Genomic DNA, 15,191 nt, shown 5'->3' on the forward strand with positions numbered 1-15,191 from the left:
ATGCTGTTTTAAAGGAGTTAACAGCTCATTCTAGCCCAATACACTCATTAAGTTAAAGATTGGCAAGTACATTGCTGTCACTAATCCGCCAACAACGATACCTAAAAAAACGATAATTAGTGGCTCTAGAATTTTACTAAGGTTGTCGACGGTGTTGTCGACTTCAAACTCGTAGATTGTTGCAACTTTATTGAGCATATCGTCAAGTCGACCAGACTCTTCACCGATCATAACCATTTGTAACACCAATTCAGGGAACACATTACAGTTGCGCATGGCTACATACATTGGCATACCTGCGGCGGTATCACGGTAAACTTCTTCTATGGCGAGTTGATAGTGCAAGTTTCCTGATGTTTTTGATGTAGTTTTTAAACTGGTTAGAATTGGAATGCCCGCTGTAAAGCTTGTGGCGAGTGTTCGACTAAATTTGGCGATAGCGGCTTTTGATAATACAGGGCCCAGGACAGGAAATTTAAGCACAGAGCGGTTGAGCATTAAGCGAAAAGAATCTGAACGCTTAGAGAGGATTCTCGCCGAAATGAATAAACTAATGGAGCCTAGTGCGATAAACGGACTCCAGTTTTGTGTCCAGGCGGAAAGATCTAATACTTGCCTGGTAAACCACGGTAAGTCAGCACCAAAACCAACAAACATTTTTTCAAACTCGGGAATGACTTTGGTGAGCATGATAAACGACACGCCTAACGCTACTAGCACTACCATCGCTGGGTAAATCAGTGCTTTGATCACTTTCGCACGGAGTTGTTCATTTTTTTCTCGGTAGGTGGCTAAGCGCTCGAACACTTCTGCTAAGTTACCGGATTGCTCACCTGTGGCGATAAGATCGGTATAGAGTGGGTCAAAGTGTTCACTTGCAGTGCGCATGGCTTTTGACATGGGCGTCCCCGCTTCAACGGCGCGTGTCACGCTCATCAAAATGGATTTCATCTCTGCTTTTTTATGATTTTCTGAGACCAATTTTAAAGCCTGAACTAAGGGTACACCGGTTATCAACATCGTCGAAATCTGACGGGTAAACACCGTGATGTCTCTGCCTTTCACGCGATGGCTGAGTTTAGTGAGAAACGAGATACTGCTTTTCTTTAACTTCTTGATCTTGATGTGCTGTGCGTCTAGACGCTCGCGTACTTCAATTTCTGTCATCGCGAGGGTTTGTCCAGACGTCTTTTTGCCAGAACTGTTGATGCCTTTCCAGCGGAAGTTTTTAAGTTGTGGTGTAGTGCTTTTCATAGAGGTGACTGCTGATTAAAGGATTAAAAATAAAGTACGCGCTGTAGTTCACTAAAACTTGTGATCCCTTGTTTGAGTTTTTCTATGCCCGACATTTGTAACGTGCTCATACCATTTGCGATGGCGAGTTTTTCTAGTTCATGTACTGAGGCGCCTTTAATAAGCGCTTCGGAAAGAAATTCATCAAAGCGCATCACTTCATAAATTCCCGTTCGGCCGGAATAACCATGGGTACACTCATTACATCCATCGGGATTGGCTTTAAAAATGTTGTCGCTTGCTTGAATTCCAAGATGTTGTAGCTGAACGGTAAGCTCTTGTGATTGTTTACAGTGCGAGCACAGTTTACGGGCCAAGCGCTGGGCAATAATCAAATTAAGAGATGAGGCCAAGTTAAAGCTTTCTACGCCCATGTTTGATAAACGAATAACCGTTTCAGCCGCAGAATTGGTATGTAAGGTTGAAAGTACTAAGTGACCGGTTTGCGATGCTTTTATAGCGATTTCGGCGGTGTCTAAGTCACGAATCTCACCGACCATTACCACATCCGGGTCTTGACGTAAGAAAGAGCGCAGGGCTTCGGCAAAACCAAAACCAATCTTAGGCTGAACTTGAACTTGGTTAATGCCCGATAAGTTAATTTCTACTGGGTCTTCTGCCGTGGAAATGTTGATTTCTGGCTTATTGAGGATACTCAGCCCAGTGTACAGAGAAACGGTTTTTCCGCTCCCGGTTGGGCCTGTCATCAGAATCATGCCTTGTGGGCGACGCAGCGCATCCAAGTACAATTGTTTTTGTTGTTCGCTATAACCAAGCTTGTCGATATCCAATGACGCAGAGCTGCTGTCGAGCAGTCGTAGTACAATTTTCTCTCCGAATAGAGTCGGTAGCGTGGATACACGCATATCAATTGCGGTGTCTTGATTCAACTTGAGCTTAATACGCCCATCTTGTGGTAAACGTCGCTCTGCAATATCAAGTTTAGAGAGGATTTTGATACGAGCGGATAAGCGGCGACTTAAGTGGCTTGGTGGCTGCTGTGTTTCAATTAAGATGCCATCACAGCGTAGGCGCACACGGTACATCTTTTCATAAGGCTCAAAGTGGATATCGGATGCGCCTTTGCGCACAGCGTCCAACAGAATTTGGTTGATGTAACGGCTAACAGGAGACTCATCTTGGCTCAAGTCTTCAATGTTGTCGATTTCATCTGCGCCCACATCAACCAGATTGGCTAACTCTTCTTGGTTGATCTCTTTTAACCCGGACTTCTCATGACTCAATGAACGACCATATAAGCGTCGAATTGCCGCGCTGAGTTGACGAAAATCCGCCAACACCAATTCAATCTGTAAACCAGTGGCAAAGCGGAAATCGTCTTCTGCTTGTTGGTTCGTGGGGTCGGCAACGGCTAATAATAACGTTGAAGGTGTACGCTGGAGTGGGAGTGCGTTATGCCGTGTGATTAATTCCCTAAGGCCAAGTTGCTGACAAAGCGAGGCGTACTCGTACTGAGATAACTCGGGCTGATTTAATCCAAAAATAGAATTTAAATGTTCAGTGAGTTCGCGTGATGTAAATAACCCTGAACTGAGCAAAGCTTCCGGCATCGAAATGCCAGAAGCTTTGACTTGCTCAAGCAACGATTCTTCTTGGGAAAAAGCCAATAGTCCTTTTTGACGAAGAATCGTGGAGAGGTTGGTTTGCATTATGGGCAGCTATCAATAGATACTTTTGGGTTAGTATTATTTGTACAGCCCCAGGGTGTGTTTGGTGTCCTAGCATATTCGATGTCACCTGCTGCAGCATTGCCAGTATTAAATACAAATTTGAGTGTAGATTTTGCGTTTGAGGCTGCTCCAGCACCTTCAATTGATGCGGTAATATTGCCAAGGGCGTTCATAGTAGCGTTCCCACCGATGTCTCCTAAGTCGGAAGTAGCTGTGGTGTTGTTCTGAGTATATAAATCAGCATTAGTAAGTAATGACTTTAAAGTACCCACAGCAGAGGTTACAGCTGACTTTGCGACATAGTCTTTATATGCAGGGATTGCGACTGCTGATAACACACCAATAATTGCTACCACAATCATCAATTCAATTAACGTAAAGCCTTGCTGTTTTTTCTGTTTACTGTGTTTCATTTTCTTTCCTTCTTAATGAAATAAATAATGCCCTTGCATTAGCGAAGGATTATGGAGACTTCATAAAGGTTGAAAATGGGGAAGGGATGGGCTCTCGAGTGAGATAAAACTCTTTGGTGAAAAGTTGCATCTCGCATGCAGAGTTTTGCGAGTAGTACTATTTTTTTAGTGGATAAAAAGAAAGGGCCAATTGGCCCTTTTAAATGATGAATTACTCACAACTCACTGAGTTAGTTGAAGTAATTTCAGATTTGTTGCTTTTATTATTTGAAGCGCATCGAAAGATCCATCGCTTTTAAATGCTTAGTCAACGCGCCTACCGAAATGTAATCGACACCGGTTTCTGCGTATTCTGCGATGGTCTCTAGCGTAATGTTGCCGGAGTTCTCTAAAGCGGCACGACCTGCGTTAATCGCTACGGCTTCACGCATCATTTCTTTTGTGAAGTTATCGAGCATGATGATGTCGGCACCAGCCTCTATCGCTTGCTTCAACTCTTCTAAGCTTTCCGTTTCTACTTCTACCGGTTTGCTTGGGTTAAGCTCTTTCGCTTTTTGGATGGCTTGGGTGATGCCACCACAAGCAATAATGTGGTTTTCTTTAATGAGGTAAGCGTCGAACACGCCGATGCGATGGTTAAAGCCACCACCACACGTCACGGCGTATTTTAGTGCGCTACGCAGACCAGGAATGGTTTTACGTGTGTCGAGTAGACGACACTCAGTATGCGCGATTTTTTCAGCGTACTCTGCGGTAACTGTTGCGCAGCCAGACAGCGTTTGGATGAAGTTCATTGCGTTACGCTCACCAGTTAACAAGTCACGAGCAGGGCCTGTCAGCGTGCAAAGGGTTTGGTTAGGCTCGACTTTATCGCCGTCCTTTACGTGCCATTCAATACTGACCTTGCCACCGAGCTGTTTAAAAACTTCATCAGCCCATGCTTGACCACAGAACACACCATGCTCACGAGTAATAATCGTTGCGGTATTAACCGCCTCGGCAGGGATCAAAGATGCAGTAATGTCGTTATCTACGTCGACACTGCCACCTAGATCTTCTTTTAAGGTATCAGCGACAGAGCGAGTGATCTCTAAAGGGAGTTGTTGTTTAAGGTATTCTAGGCGTTCTTGAATGTTGTGTGTGTTCTTCATCGCAAATCTTGTCTTGAAAGGGAGATGGCAACGAATGATACTCTCCGGTGTCAATAATTTCAGCAGTTAATTTGCAAAGTAGAGAGGTTGATATGCGCCCAATTATCGAGAATGGCTGGCTGACACAGGCAAAGCATGTTCCGTCACCATTTTTTGATGCCCGCTCTGATATAAACGACATCTCTCTGCTGGTGGTACACAACATCAGTTTGCCTCCTGGGCAGTTTGGTGGACCATATATAGAGGACTTCTTCACTGGCAAGCTAGACCCAAATGAACATCCATTTTTTGAAGTTATTCACAAAATGGGCGTTTCTGCACATTGCTTGATTAAAAGAAACGGCGAGGTTGTTCAATTTGTTTCTTTTCTTGATAGAGCATGGCATGCCGGTCAATCCAGTTTCGCGGGCAGGGAGCGTTGTAATGACTATTCCATTGGTATCGAGCTTGAAGGGACAGAATTTACTGCCTACACAGAAGCGCAATATCAATCACTTGCAGAGATTACTGAGGTGATTATGCAGTCTTATCCTCAAATCACCCCGCCACGAATTACCGGTCATCAATATATTGCGCCCTTGAGAAAAAGCGATCCTGGTCTAAGCTTTGATTGGGTGAAATATAGACTGCTTATACAGCGTTGATTTGTAGCGAAAGTGTAAATTCAAAAAAGCGAAATAAATAAGGCATACGATCAGGTATGCCTTTTTTTGATACCAGAAATATTAATGATTGTTAAAAGTTAACTACACTTTTACGCTCGTACATGCCGTTTTGGTGAATAAATAGACTGATAATTTTGTCATTTTCTGTGTTTCTTTTCCAAAACTGCTAGCACGTCGACTTCCCATTTGTATGCTTTATGTAATTGGTCATACCAATTCTATTGCTGTTTTAACAGTCGATTGTTATCAGAGTGTTGGAAGTAAGCTCGTTCTATGATTTAGGTCAATTTTCGGCTGGACAGTGGCGTTTTAATTATGTTAATTTCTGCACCAACTTAAAATTGGTATTACCAATTACCTGCAAGAGTAGAAGAACAATAAATTATGGCTTATCAAAGGATTCGTCAGCCAAAACTCTCTGATGTTATAGAACAAGAGTTAGAAAGGTTGATAGTGGAAGGAACATTGTCTCCGGGGCAACAACTGCCTCCAGAGCGTGAACTGGCAAAACAGTTCGATGTGTCTCGTCCTTCAGTCCGAGAAGCCATTCAACGCTTGGAAGCGAAGCGTTTGTTGACTCGTCGCCAAGGTGGCGGAACATTCGTAAGTGAGAATATCTGGAAGAGCTTTTCAGATCCCTTGTTGAATTTGTTGTCTAGTCATTCTGAAACCCAGCTTGATGTGCTTGAGTCTCGTCATGCGATGGAAGGAATTTCAGCCTACTTTGCAGCTTTACGTGGTACCGAAGAAGATTTTGCGCGTATTCAAGGTTGCCTTGAGCGCATTAGCCAAGAGCAAGCAAACAACGATATCGAAGCTGAATCTGCGGAAGTAATGCAATTTTTGATCGCTTTGACAGAAGCCGCGCACAACGTGGTTTTGTTGCACATTGTTCGAAGCTTAGCACCTTTGCTTGAGCAAAATATTCTACAAAATTTTAAATTACTACGTCGCCGCCCAGAAGCGGTCGAGAAAGTCAGTAAACACCGAGCCAATATCGTGGATGCGATTGTTTCTGGTCAGCCTGAAAAGGCGCGAGAAATGTCCCACTCGCACTTGGCTTACATCGAAGAAACATTGTTGGATTTGACTCGAGAAGAGTCTCGACGAGAGCGTTCTCTACGTCGAATTCAGCAGGGTAATGACTCGTAAGAGCGTTACTTAAATAAGTAGATCCAACCAACAGAAGGATAGATCGCCATGTCTGATATGAAGCATGACGTAGATGCACTGGAAACTCAAGAATGGCTACAAGCGCTTGAGTCAGTTGTACGTGAAGAAGGTCTAGAGCGTGCTCAATTCCTATTAGAGCAAGTTCTAGATAAAGCACGTCTAGACGGTGTTGATATGCCAACAGGTATCACAACTAACTACATCAACACGATTCCTGCAGACCAAGAACCAGCATACCCAGGTGACACAACACTTGAGCGTCGTATTCGCTCAATTATTCGTTGGAACGCTATCATGATCGTTCTACGTGCATCTAAGAAAGACCTAGAGCTAGGCGGCCACATGGCGTCTTTCCAGTCTTCTGCTGCGTTCTACGAGACATGTTTCAACCACTTCTTCCGTGCACCAAACGAGAAGGATGGTGGCGACCTAGTTTACTACCAAGGTCACATTTCACCAGGTATCTACTCACGTGCATTCGTTGAAGGTCGTCTAACTGAAGAGCAGCTAGACAACTTCCGTCAAGAAGTAGACGGCAAAGGTATTCCTTCATACCCGCACCCTAAATTGATGCCTGAATTCTGGCAGTTCCCGACAGTATCGATGGGTCTAGGTCCAATCGCTTCTATCTACCAAGCTCGTTTCCTTAAGTACCTAGAAGGCCGTGGTCTTAAAGATACTTCAGAGCAGCGCGTTTACGCGTTCCTAGGTGACGGTGAGATGGATGAGCCAGAATCACGTGGTGCTATCTCTTTCGCTGCGCGTGAGAAACTAGACAACCTATGCTTCCTAATCAACTGTAACCTACAGCGTCTAGATGGCCCTGTAATGGGTAACGGTAAGATCATTCAAGAACTTGAAGGTCTGTTCAAAGGTGCTGGTTGGAACGTAGTGAAGGTAATCTGGGGTAACAACTGGGATTCACTACTAGCTAAAGATACGACTGGTAAGCTTCTACAGCTTATGAATGAAACGATCGACGGCGACTACCAAACATTCAAATCAAAAGATGGCGCGTACGTACGTGAGCACTTCTTTGGTAAGTACCCAGAGACAGCTGCACTTGTTGCTGACATGACTGATGACGAAATCTTCGCACTTAAGCGTGGTGGTCACGAGTCTTCTAAGCTATACGCGGCATACAAAAACGCGGCAGAAACTAAAGGTCGTCCAACAGTAATCCTAGCTAAGACTGTTAAAGGTTACGGCATGGGTGAAGCGGCTGAAGGTAAGAACATCGCGCACCAAGTTAAGAAGATGGACATGACTCACGTACTACACCTACGTGACCGTCTAGGTCTTCAAGACATCCTAACTGACGAAGCAGTGAAAGAACTTCCGTACCTGAAACTTGAAGAAGGTTCAAAAGAGTACGAATACCTACACGCTCGTCGTAAAGCGCTACACGGCTACACGCCACAGCGTCTACCAAAATTCACTCAAGAATTCATCGTTCCTGAGCTAGAAGAATTCAAGCCACTACTAGAAGAACAGAAGCGTGATATCTCTTCTACTATGGCATTCGTACGTGCGCTAAACGTTCTACTTAAGAACAAGAACATTGGTAAGAACATCGTTCCTATCATTGCTGACGAAGCACGTACATTCGGTATGGAAGGTCTGTTCCGTCAAATCGGTATCTACAACCCGCACGGTCAAACTTACACACCAGAAGACCGTGGCGTTGTTTCTTACTACAAAGAAGCGACTTCAGGTCAGGTTCTACAAGAAGGTATCAACGAGCTAGGTGCTATGTCTTCATGGGTTGCTGCTGCGACTTCATACTCGACAAACGACCTACCAATGATCCCGTTCTACATCTACTACTCAATGTTCGGCTTCCAACGTGTTGGCGACATGGCGTGGATGGCTGGTGACCAACAAGCACGTGGTTTCCTACTAGGTGCAACTGCGGGTCGTACAACGTTGAATGGTGAAGGTCTACAGCACGAAGACGGCCACTCGCACATTTTGGCGGGTACGGTTCCTAACTGTATTTCTTACGACCCAACATTCGCGTACGAAGTAGCAGTAATCATGCAAGACGGTATCCGTCGCATGTACGGTCCAGAACAAGAAAACGTGTTCTACTACCTAACGCTAATGAACGAAAACTACGCAATGCCAGCAATGCCAGAAGGCGCTGAAGAAGGCATCCGTAAAGGTATCTACAAGCTAGAAACTTACACGGGCGACAAAGCGAAAGTTCAGCTAATGAGCTCTGGTACTATCATGAATGAAGTACGTAAAGCAGCTCAAATCCTAAGCGAAGATTACGGTGTTGCTTCTGATGTTTACTCTGTAACGTCATTCAACGAACTAACTCGCGATGGCCAAGATGCAGAGCGTTTCAACATGCTTCACCCAGAAGCGGAAGCGAAAGTACCTTACATCCAAACAGTAATGGGTACTGAACCTGCTATCGCAGCAACTGACTACATGAAGAACTACGCAGAGCAGGTTCGTGCATACATTCCTGCTGAGTCTTTCAAAGTTCTTGGTACTGATGGCTTCGGTCGTTCAGACAGCCGTGAAAACCTACGTCGTCACTTCGAAGTGAACGCAGGTTACGTAGTAGTAGCAGCGCTAACTGAACTAGCGAAACGTGGCGAAGTTGAGAAATCTGTAGTTGCAGAAGCAATTAAGAAATTCGACATCGACACAGAGAAAACAAACCCGCTATACGCTTAATTAAGAAGGTAGATAAGAAATGGCAATCGAAATTAATGTACCAGACATCGGTGCGGATGAGGTTGAAGTTACTGAGATTCTTGTAAGCGTTGGCGACAAGGTTGAAGAAGAGCAATCTCTGATCACAGTTGAAGGCGATAAAGCTTCTATGGAAGTTCCTGCTTCTCAAGCGGGTATCGTTAAAGAAATCAAAGTTGCAGAAGGCGACAAGGTTTCTACTGGTTCTCTAATCATGATTTTCGAAGCCGAGGGTGCAGCTGACGCTGCACCTGCTCCTGCGGCAGAAGCAGCTCCAGCAGCAGCTCCAGCTCCAGCAGCAGCGGCAGAACTAAAAGAAGTTCACGTACCAGACATCGGTGGTGATGAAGTAGAAGTTACTGAAATCATGGTTGCCGTTGGCGACAGCATCGAAGAAGAGCAATCTCTTCTAACAGTTGAAGGCGACAAAGCTTCTATGGAAGTTCCAGCGCCATTCGCAGGTACTCTAAAAGAGATCAAAGTTGCAGCAGGCGATAAAGTATCGACTGGCTCACTTATCATGGTATTCGAAACAGCAGGTTCAGGCGCTCCAGCAGCACCAGCACCAGCGGCAGCTGAAGCTCCAGCAGCACCAGCACCAGCGGCAGCTGAAGCTCCTGCGGCAGCAGCTCCAGCAGCGTCTGCGGCAAAAGAAGTGAACGTTCCAGATATCGGCGGCGACGAAGTTGAAGTTACTGAGATCATGGTTGCGGTTGGCGACACAGTGGAAGAAGAGCAATCTCTAATCACTGTTGAAGGTGACAAAGCTTCTATGGAAGTTCCTGCACCATTCGCTGGCACAGTTAAAGAAATCAAGATTGCAGCTGGCGACAAAGTGTCTACTGGCTCACTAATCATGGTATTCGAAGTGGCGGGCGCAGCACCTGCTCCTGCAGCAGCTCCAGCTCAAGCGGCAGCACCTGCAGCTCCAGCTCCTAAAGCAGAAGCTCCAGCGGCAGCAGCTCCAGCAGCGACTGGCGATTTCAAAGAAAACGATGAGTACGCTCACGCGTCTCCAGTTGTTCGTCGTCTAGCGCGTGAATTTGGCGTTAATCTTTCTAAGGTTAAAGGTTCTGGTCGTAAGAGCCGTATCCTAAAAGAAGACGTTCAAGCTTACGTGAAAGATGCACTTAAGCGTCTTGAGTCTGGCGCAGGTGCAGCAGCATCTGGCAAAGGCGACGGCGCAGCTCTTGGTCTACTACCATGGCCAAAAGTGGACTTCAGCAAGTTTGGTGAGACAGAAGTTCAACCGCTATCTCGCATTAAGAAGATCTCTGGCGCAAACCTACACCGTAACTGGGTAATGATCCCGCACGTTACACAGTGGGATAACGCAGACATCACGGCTCTTGAAGCATTCCGTAAAGAGCAAAACGCGATTGAAGCGAAGAAAGACACTGGAATGAAGATCACACCACTTGTGTTCATCATGAAAGCGGTAGCTAAAGCGCTTGAAGCGTTCCCAGCGTTCAACTCTTCTCTATCAGAAGACGGTGAGAGCCTAATTCTGAAGAAATACGTGAATGTTGGTATCGCGGTAGATACACCAAACGGTCTAGTTGTTCCTGTATTTAAAGACGTGAACAAGAAAGGCATCTACGAGCTATCTGAAGAGCTAATGGCGGTTTCTAAGAAAGCACGTGCAGGTAAGCTAACTGCGGCTGACATGCAAGGTGGCTGTTTCACTATCTCTAGCCTAGGCGGTATCGGCGGTACGGCGTTTACTCCAATCGTAAACGCACCAGAAGTTGGTATCCTAGGTGTGTCTAAGTCAGAAATGAAACCGGTATGGAACGGTAAAGAGTTCGAACCGCGTCTACAACTTCCACTGTCTCTATCATACGACCACCGTGTGATCGATGGTGCTGAAGGTGCGCGCTTCATCACTTACCTAAACTCATGTCTATCTGACATTCGTCGTCTAGTTCTGTAATAGAAATTAGATGAATGAGAGGCGGCAACTTAGCCGCCTCTGCTAATCATAATTACCGACAATTTGGTTATCAGCCTTGCTTCGTTCAGGGTTTTCACAATCGAATTGTTGTCTAGCTCACAGGCTAAATTGATTTACTTTTCACACCATTAACATCTCTGTAAACTGTTAGCGGTCTGAAAATAACTGTTTAAAACAAATCTCTCTTAAACATAAAAAATCGATACCCACTCAGCCTGTTAGGGATAATGACTACAAGAGGTCAAAATGAGCAAAGAAATTAAAGCCCAAGTTGTTGTACTTGGTTCTGGTCCTGCTGGTTACTCCGCTGCATTCCGTTGTGCGGACTTAGGTCTTGAAACTGTACTAGTTGAACGTTACAGCACGCTTGGCGGTGTATGTCTGAACGTGGGTTGTATCCCATCTAAAGCACTGCTTCACGTTTCTAAAGTAATTGAAGAAGCGAAAGCGATGGCTGACCACGGCGTTGTGTTCGGTGAGCCTCAAACAGACATCAGCAAAATCCGCATCTGGAAAGAAAAAGTTGTTAACCAACTAACTGGCGGCCTAAGCGGTATGGCTAAGATGCGTAACGTAACAGTAGTTAACGGTTACGGTAAGTTCACTGGCCCTAACTCTATCCTTGTAGAAGGCGAAGGTGAGCCAACAGTTGTTAACTTTGACAACGCAATCGTTGCGGCTGGTTCTCGTCCAATCAAACTGCCATTTATCCCGCATGAAGACCCACGTATTTGGGACTCTACTGACGCTCTTGAACTAAAAGAAGTGCCAGAAAAACTGCTTATCATGGGCGGTGGTATCATCGGTCTAGAAATGGGTACGGTTTACCACTCTCTAGGTTCTAAAGTTGAAGTTGTTGAAATGTTTGACCAGGTAATTCCTGCAGCAGACAAAGATATCGTTAAAGTATTTACTAAGCGTATCAAAGACAAGTTCAAGCTAATGCTAGAAACGAAAGTAACAGCAGTTGAAGCAAAAGAAGACGGTATCTACGTTTCAATGGAAGGCAAGAAAGCACCAGCTGAAGCTGAGCGTTACGATGCGGTTCTAGTTGCTATCGGTCGTGTACCAAATGGTAAGCTAATCGACGGTGAAAAAGCGGGTCTAGAAATTGACGAGCGCGGCTTCATCAACGTTGATAAGCAAATGCGTACTAACGTTCCTCACATCTTCGCGATCGGTGATATCGTTGGTCAACCAATGCTTGCTCACAAAGGTGTGCATGAAGGTCACGTAGCTGCTGAAGTTATCTCTGGTAAGAAGCACTACTTCGACCCTAAAGTTATCCCTTCAATTGCGTACACTGAGCCAGAAGTGGCTTGGGTTGGTAAGACTGAAAAAGAAGCGAAAGAAGAAGGCATCAAGTACGAAGTAGCAACATTCCCATGGGCAGCATCAGGTCGTGCAATCGCATCTGACTGCGCAGACGGTATGACTAAGCTAATCTTCGACAAAGAAACTCACCGCGTAATCGGTGGTGCTATCGTTGGTACTAACGGTGGTGAACTACTTGGTGAAATCGGCCTTGCAATTGAGATGGGCTGTGATGCAGAAGATATCGCTCTGACTATCCACGCTCACCCAACTCTACACGAGTCTGTAGGTCTAGCTGCTGAAGTATTTGAAGGTTCAATCACTGACCTGCCAAACAAAAAAGCAGTTAAGAAGAAGTAAGCTTTTTCTGACTGAATGATAGAAGCCGCTGCAGTGCAGCGGTTTTTTTATGCTTGTTATATAGAAATATAAATGTGTGCTGATCTGACAGTAGACAATAAAAAGCCCACCAAACGGTGGGCTGACATATATCACGAGTTAAGCTTTAGTGTTCACGGTTGTAAATGCAAAGCATATCTAAGTATGAATTCACTAGATGTTTCAGTTCCGCTTCACCTTTAGCGCGGTTCGCTTGGACAAACAGTGAGTAACAAATACCGTGGAACAGGTTTGCCAAGTGTTCTGAATCGTGCTGGTCACACACCTCACCGCGTTCAATTGCTTTAATGAACATGTTTTGTACTAGCAGCTGGTTAGTGCGGTTAGTTGAAACAAACAATGGCCATACTTCGTCACGTGTTGAAGCACTCCACTCGAACCATACTTTTAGCCAGTGACAGTCTTGGCTGACAAGCTCGATCATCGCATTAGTAATATTGGCGATGTTTTCACGTGCGTGTAAGTCTAGGTCTATGTTATCAGATAGGAAGTTTGAGAACTGACGTACGACGTGATTGAGAACTTCATCCACCAAGTCTTCGCGTGTAGGGAAGTAGTTAAAAACAGTCGCCACAGAAACTTGAGCAATTTCTGCGATATCTGCGTGACCACCACGACCGATGCCGCGGCGCGCAAATACTTCCAATGCGATTTCCATTAACTGTTGCTTACGCTTAATTGGAGAAAGCCTAGTTCTAGGTCTCTTTGCAATTGAGTCCATATCCATTTTCCTTGCCATTTGAGTTGATATTGGGGGTAACCCCCTAATTGATTATTTTAATAGTTGCTTAAAGCAGTGATGAGTGTAATGGTGCATATGCACAAGGTCAACATCTGTAGAACAATTTATATACAGTAATGTCATTATTATTGATAAATTTAGCTATGAACTTTATAAAACTAAGACCTTCTTCCAAGATTTTTTGGCAACAGGATGCGACTTTCAACCCAATGAACGTGGTGATACACTACACGCCGTAAGATTAGGTGATCGTTTGCGTGCGACTTACCTCAACCCACAAATTTAGATTGAGCACAGTATGAAACATACAATAGAAGTCATGATTTCTGAGCAAGAAGTTCAGGAGCGAGTTCGTGAATTAGGCAAACAAATTACAGAGCGTTATCAAGGTAGTGAAGATCTTGTGTTGGTAGGCTTATTGCGAGGCTCATTTGTATTTATGGCAGACTTGGCACGTGCTATCGAACTGACTCACCAAGTTGATTTTATGACTGCGTCAAGCTACGGCAATACGATGGAAAGCTCACGTGACGTTCGTATCTTGAAAGATTTGGATGATGACATCAAAGGTAAAGACATTCTGCTTGTTGAAGACATCATTGACACTGGTAACACACTAAATAAAATCCGTGAGATTCTTTCGCTACGTGAGCCGAAGTCTATCGCTATTTGTACGCTCCTAGATAAGCCATCTCGTCGTGAAGTGAATGTTCCTGTGGATTGGATTGGTTTCGAAATTCCAGATGAATTTGTCGTTGGGGTGGGTATTGATTACGCGCAGAAATACCGCCACTTACCATACATCGGTAAAGTTGTACCTCAAGAATAATCATTGAGTTCAGCATTAAAAATAAAAAAACGCCCAATCAAGATGGGCGTTTTTTGTTCAACTTTTAGATATGACTTAGCGACAAAGCAGCTTGTTGTCTGTATTTAGAATCGTCGAAAGAGCTTTCTGGTAAGACGCTTCTACGGTTTCCTTAGAGTTAGAACGAATGCCTAAGTACTCTAAGCGACCATCTTCAATTCCGTATACCACACCATGAATTTCAACATCTTGCCCACGCTCCCAAGCGTTTTGCAGGATTGTTGAGTTACCCAAGTTGTACACTTGTTCTGCAACATTAAGCTCGCCTAGTTTATCCGCTCGATCTTGTTGCGGCATTTGATCTAGGTAAGTGCGGTGTTTGAAATAGATATCTCTGATATGTAACAGCCAATTATTAATAAGACCTAGCTTAGGGTTATCAATGGCTGCGTTTACGCCACCACATCCATAGTGTCCACAGACAATGATGTGTTTCACCTTAAGCACGTCTACGGCGTACTGGACGACCGATAGACAGTTGAGATCAGTATGGATAACTTGGTTTGCAACATTCCGATGAACAAAGAGTTCACCTGAGTATAGTCCGGTTAGTCGCTCGGCAGGAACGCGGCTATCAGAGCAGCCAATCCAAAGAAAATCAGGCTTTTGACCCTCTGCGAGTTTTGCGAAGTATTCAGGTCGATCAGATTTGATCTCTTGAGACCATTTCGAATTGTTTTCAAATAACTGTTTTATTTCCGGCATTTTGCAAACTACTTCCCTTAAAAGACAAAATCGCTGCCGCTGTTTGTGTGCACATGCAAGCGATCAGTGTTGTAACTATACACAATGTTACAATTTCGATCTCGTTAAATATTC

General features: G+C 44.7%; 12 protein-coding genes. 6 read left to right on the plus strand and 6 right to left on the minus strand.

Annotated elements, in window-relative coordinates:
- Window positions 1–30: 30 nt before the first annotated feature.
- The 4 genes from J4N40_RS03185 to nadC all read right to left on the minus strand — a co-directional run bounded on the left by J4N40_RS03185 (window position 31) and on the right by nadC (window position 4,548).
- Window positions 31–1,254 carry a type II secretion system F family protein gene (locus J4N40_RS03185; RefSeq protein ID WP_017635918.1) on the minus strand — a complete coding sequence of 408 codons (1,224 nt, stop codon included), beginning with the start codon at window positions 1,252–1,254 and terminating at the stop codon, window positions 31–33.
- A 23-nt stretch (window positions 1,255–1,277) separates the two neighbouring features.
- Window positions 1,278–2,963 carry a type IV-A pilus assembly ATPase PilB gene (gene pilB, locus J4N40_RS03190; RefSeq protein WP_115386281.1) on the minus strand — a complete coding sequence of 562 codons (1,686 nt, stop codon included), beginning with the start codon at window positions 2,961–2,963 and terminating at the stop codon, window positions 1,278–1,280.
- Window positions 2,963–3,397, minus strand: a complete 435-nt coding sequence (locus J4N40_RS03195) for a type IV pilin protein (protein WP_029803401.1) — start codon at window positions 3,395–3,397, stop codon at window positions 2,963–2,965. The genes pilB and J4N40_RS03195 overlap by 1 nt, the downstream gene beginning before the upstream one ends.
- 263 nt (window positions 3,398–3,660) lie before the next feature.
- Window positions 3,661–4,548 carry a carboxylating nicotinate-nucleotide diphosphorylase gene (nadC, locus tag J4N40_RS03205; RefSeq protein WP_115386280.1) on the minus strand — a complete coding sequence of 296 codons (888 nt, stop codon included), beginning with the start codon at window positions 4,546–4,548 and terminating at the stop codon, window positions 3,661–3,663.
- A gap of 92 nt (window positions 4,549–4,640) precedes the next feature.
- Between nadC and ampD the strand changes: the two genes are divergently transcribed.
- The 5 genes from ampD to lpdA all read left to right on the plus strand — a co-directional run bounded on the left by ampD (window position 4,641) and on the right by lpdA (window position 12,723).
- Window positions 4,641–5,192 (plus strand): 1,6-anhydro-N-acetylmuramyl-L-alanine amidase AmpD, encoded by a 552-nt coding sequence (gene ampD / locus J4N40_RS03210; protein ID WP_042521337.1) that lies wholly within the window; start codon window positions 4,641–4,643, stop codon window positions 5,190–5,192.
- A 405-nt stretch (window positions 5,193–5,597) separates the two neighbouring features.
- Window positions 5,598–6,365 (plus strand): pyruvate dehydrogenase complex transcriptional repressor PdhR, encoded by a 768-nt coding sequence (gene pdhR, locus J4N40_RS03215; protein ID WP_005379989.1) that lies wholly within the window; start codon window positions 5,598–5,600, stop codon window positions 6,363–6,365.
- A gap of 48 nt (window positions 6,366–6,413) precedes the next feature.
- The gene (gene aceE / locus J4N40_RS03220; protein ID WP_005386612.1) at window positions 6,414–9,077 is read left to right on the plus strand and encodes a pyruvate dehydrogenase (acetyl-transferring), homodimeric type; all 2,664 of its coding nucleotides are present in this window, start codon (window positions 6,414–6,416) and stop codon (window positions 9,075–9,077) included.
- Between the two features lie 19 nt (window positions 9,078–9,096).
- Entirely contained in the window at window positions 9,097–11,028 is a 1,932-nt protein-coding gene (aceF, locus tag J4N40_RS03225; RefSeq protein ID WP_250654366.1) for a pyruvate dehydrogenase complex dihydrolipoyllysine-residue acetyltransferase, read from the plus strand.
- A 267-nt stretch (window positions 11,029–11,295) separates the two neighbouring features.
- Window positions 11,296–12,723, plus strand: coding sequence for a dihydrolipoyl dehydrogenase (lpdA, locus tag J4N40_RS03230; protein ID WP_005379993.1), 1,428 nt, complete (start codon window positions 11,296–11,298; stop codon window positions 12,721–12,723).
- Between the two features lie 145 nt (window positions 12,724–12,868).
- Here lpdA and opaR read toward each other — a convergent pair whose 3' ends face one another.
- Entirely contained in the window at window positions 12,869–13,483 is a 615-nt protein-coding gene (opaR, locus tag J4N40_RS03235; protein WP_005379994.1) for a transcriptional regulator OpaR, read from the minus strand.
- Between the two features lie 319 nt (window positions 13,484–13,802).
- Here opaR and hpt point away from each other — a divergent pair, with 319 nt between their 5' ends.
- Complete coding sequence (hpt, locus tag J4N40_RS03240) at window positions 13,803–14,333, plus strand: hypoxanthine phosphoribosyltransferase (RefSeq protein ID WP_005379995.1); 531 nt, start codon at window positions 13,803–13,805, stop codon at window positions 14,331–14,333.
- Window positions 14,334–14,408: 75 nt separating this feature from the next.
- On the opposite strand, the gene can is transcribed toward hpt, so the two are convergent.
- The gene (gene can, locus J4N40_RS03245) at window positions 14,409–15,077 is read right to left on the minus strand and encodes a carbonate dehydratase (RefSeq protein WP_005379996.1); all 669 of its coding nucleotides are present in this window, start codon (window positions 15,075–15,077) and stop codon (window positions 14,409–14,411) included.
- Between the last annotated feature and the right edge of the window lie 114 nt (window positions 15,078–15,191).

The organism is Vibrio sp. SCSIO 43097, assembly GCF_023650755.1.
In the GTDB taxonomy this organism is placed as follows: Bacteria; Pseudomonadota; Gammaproteobacteria; order Enterobacterales; family Vibrionaceae; genus Vibrio; species Vibrio alginolyticus.

Coding starts and splice junctions, on each gene's coding strand:
- J4N40_RS03185 (WP_017635918.1), bottom strand. CDS start 1,254: ATGAAAAGCACTACACCACAACTTAAAAACTTCCGCTGGAAAGGCATC.
- pilB (WP_115386281.1), bottom strand. CDS start 2,963: ATGCAAACCAACCTCTCCACGATTCTTCGTCAAAAAGGACTATTGGCT.
- J4N40_RS03195 (WP_029803401.1), bottom strand. CDS start 3,397: ATGAAACACAGTAAACAGAAAAAACAGCAAGGCTTTACGTTAATTGAA.
- nadC (WP_115386280.1), bottom strand. CDS start 4,548: ATGAAGAACACACACAACATTCAAGAACGCCTAGAATACCTTAAACAA.
- ampD (WP_042521337.1), top strand. CDS start 4,641: ATGCGCCCAATTATCGAGAATGGCTGGCTGACACAGGCAAAGCATGTT.
- pdhR (WP_005379989.1), top strand. CDS start 5,598: ATGGCTTATCAAAGGATTCGTCAGCCAAAACTCTCTGATGTTATAGAA.
- aceE (WP_005386612.1), top strand. CDS start 6,414: ATGTCTGATATGAAGCATGACGTAGATGCACTGGAAACTCAAGAATGG.
- aceF (WP_250654366.1), top strand. CDS start 9,097: ATGGCAATCGAAATTAATGTACCAGACATCGGTGCGGATGAGGTTGAA.
- lpdA (WP_005379993.1), top strand. CDS start 11,296: ATGAGCAAAGAAATTAAAGCCCAAGTTGTTGTACTTGGTTCTGGTCCT.
- opaR (WP_005379994.1), bottom strand. CDS start 13,483: ATGGACTCAATTGCAAAGAGACCTAGAACTAGGCTTTCTCCAATTAAG.
- hpt (WP_005379995.1), top strand. CDS start 13,803: ATGAAACATACAATAGAAGTCATGATTTCTGAGCAAGAAGTTCAGGAG.
- can (WP_005379996.1), bottom strand. CDS start 15,077: ATGCCGGAAATAAAACAGTTATTTGAAAACAATTCGAAATGGTCTCAA.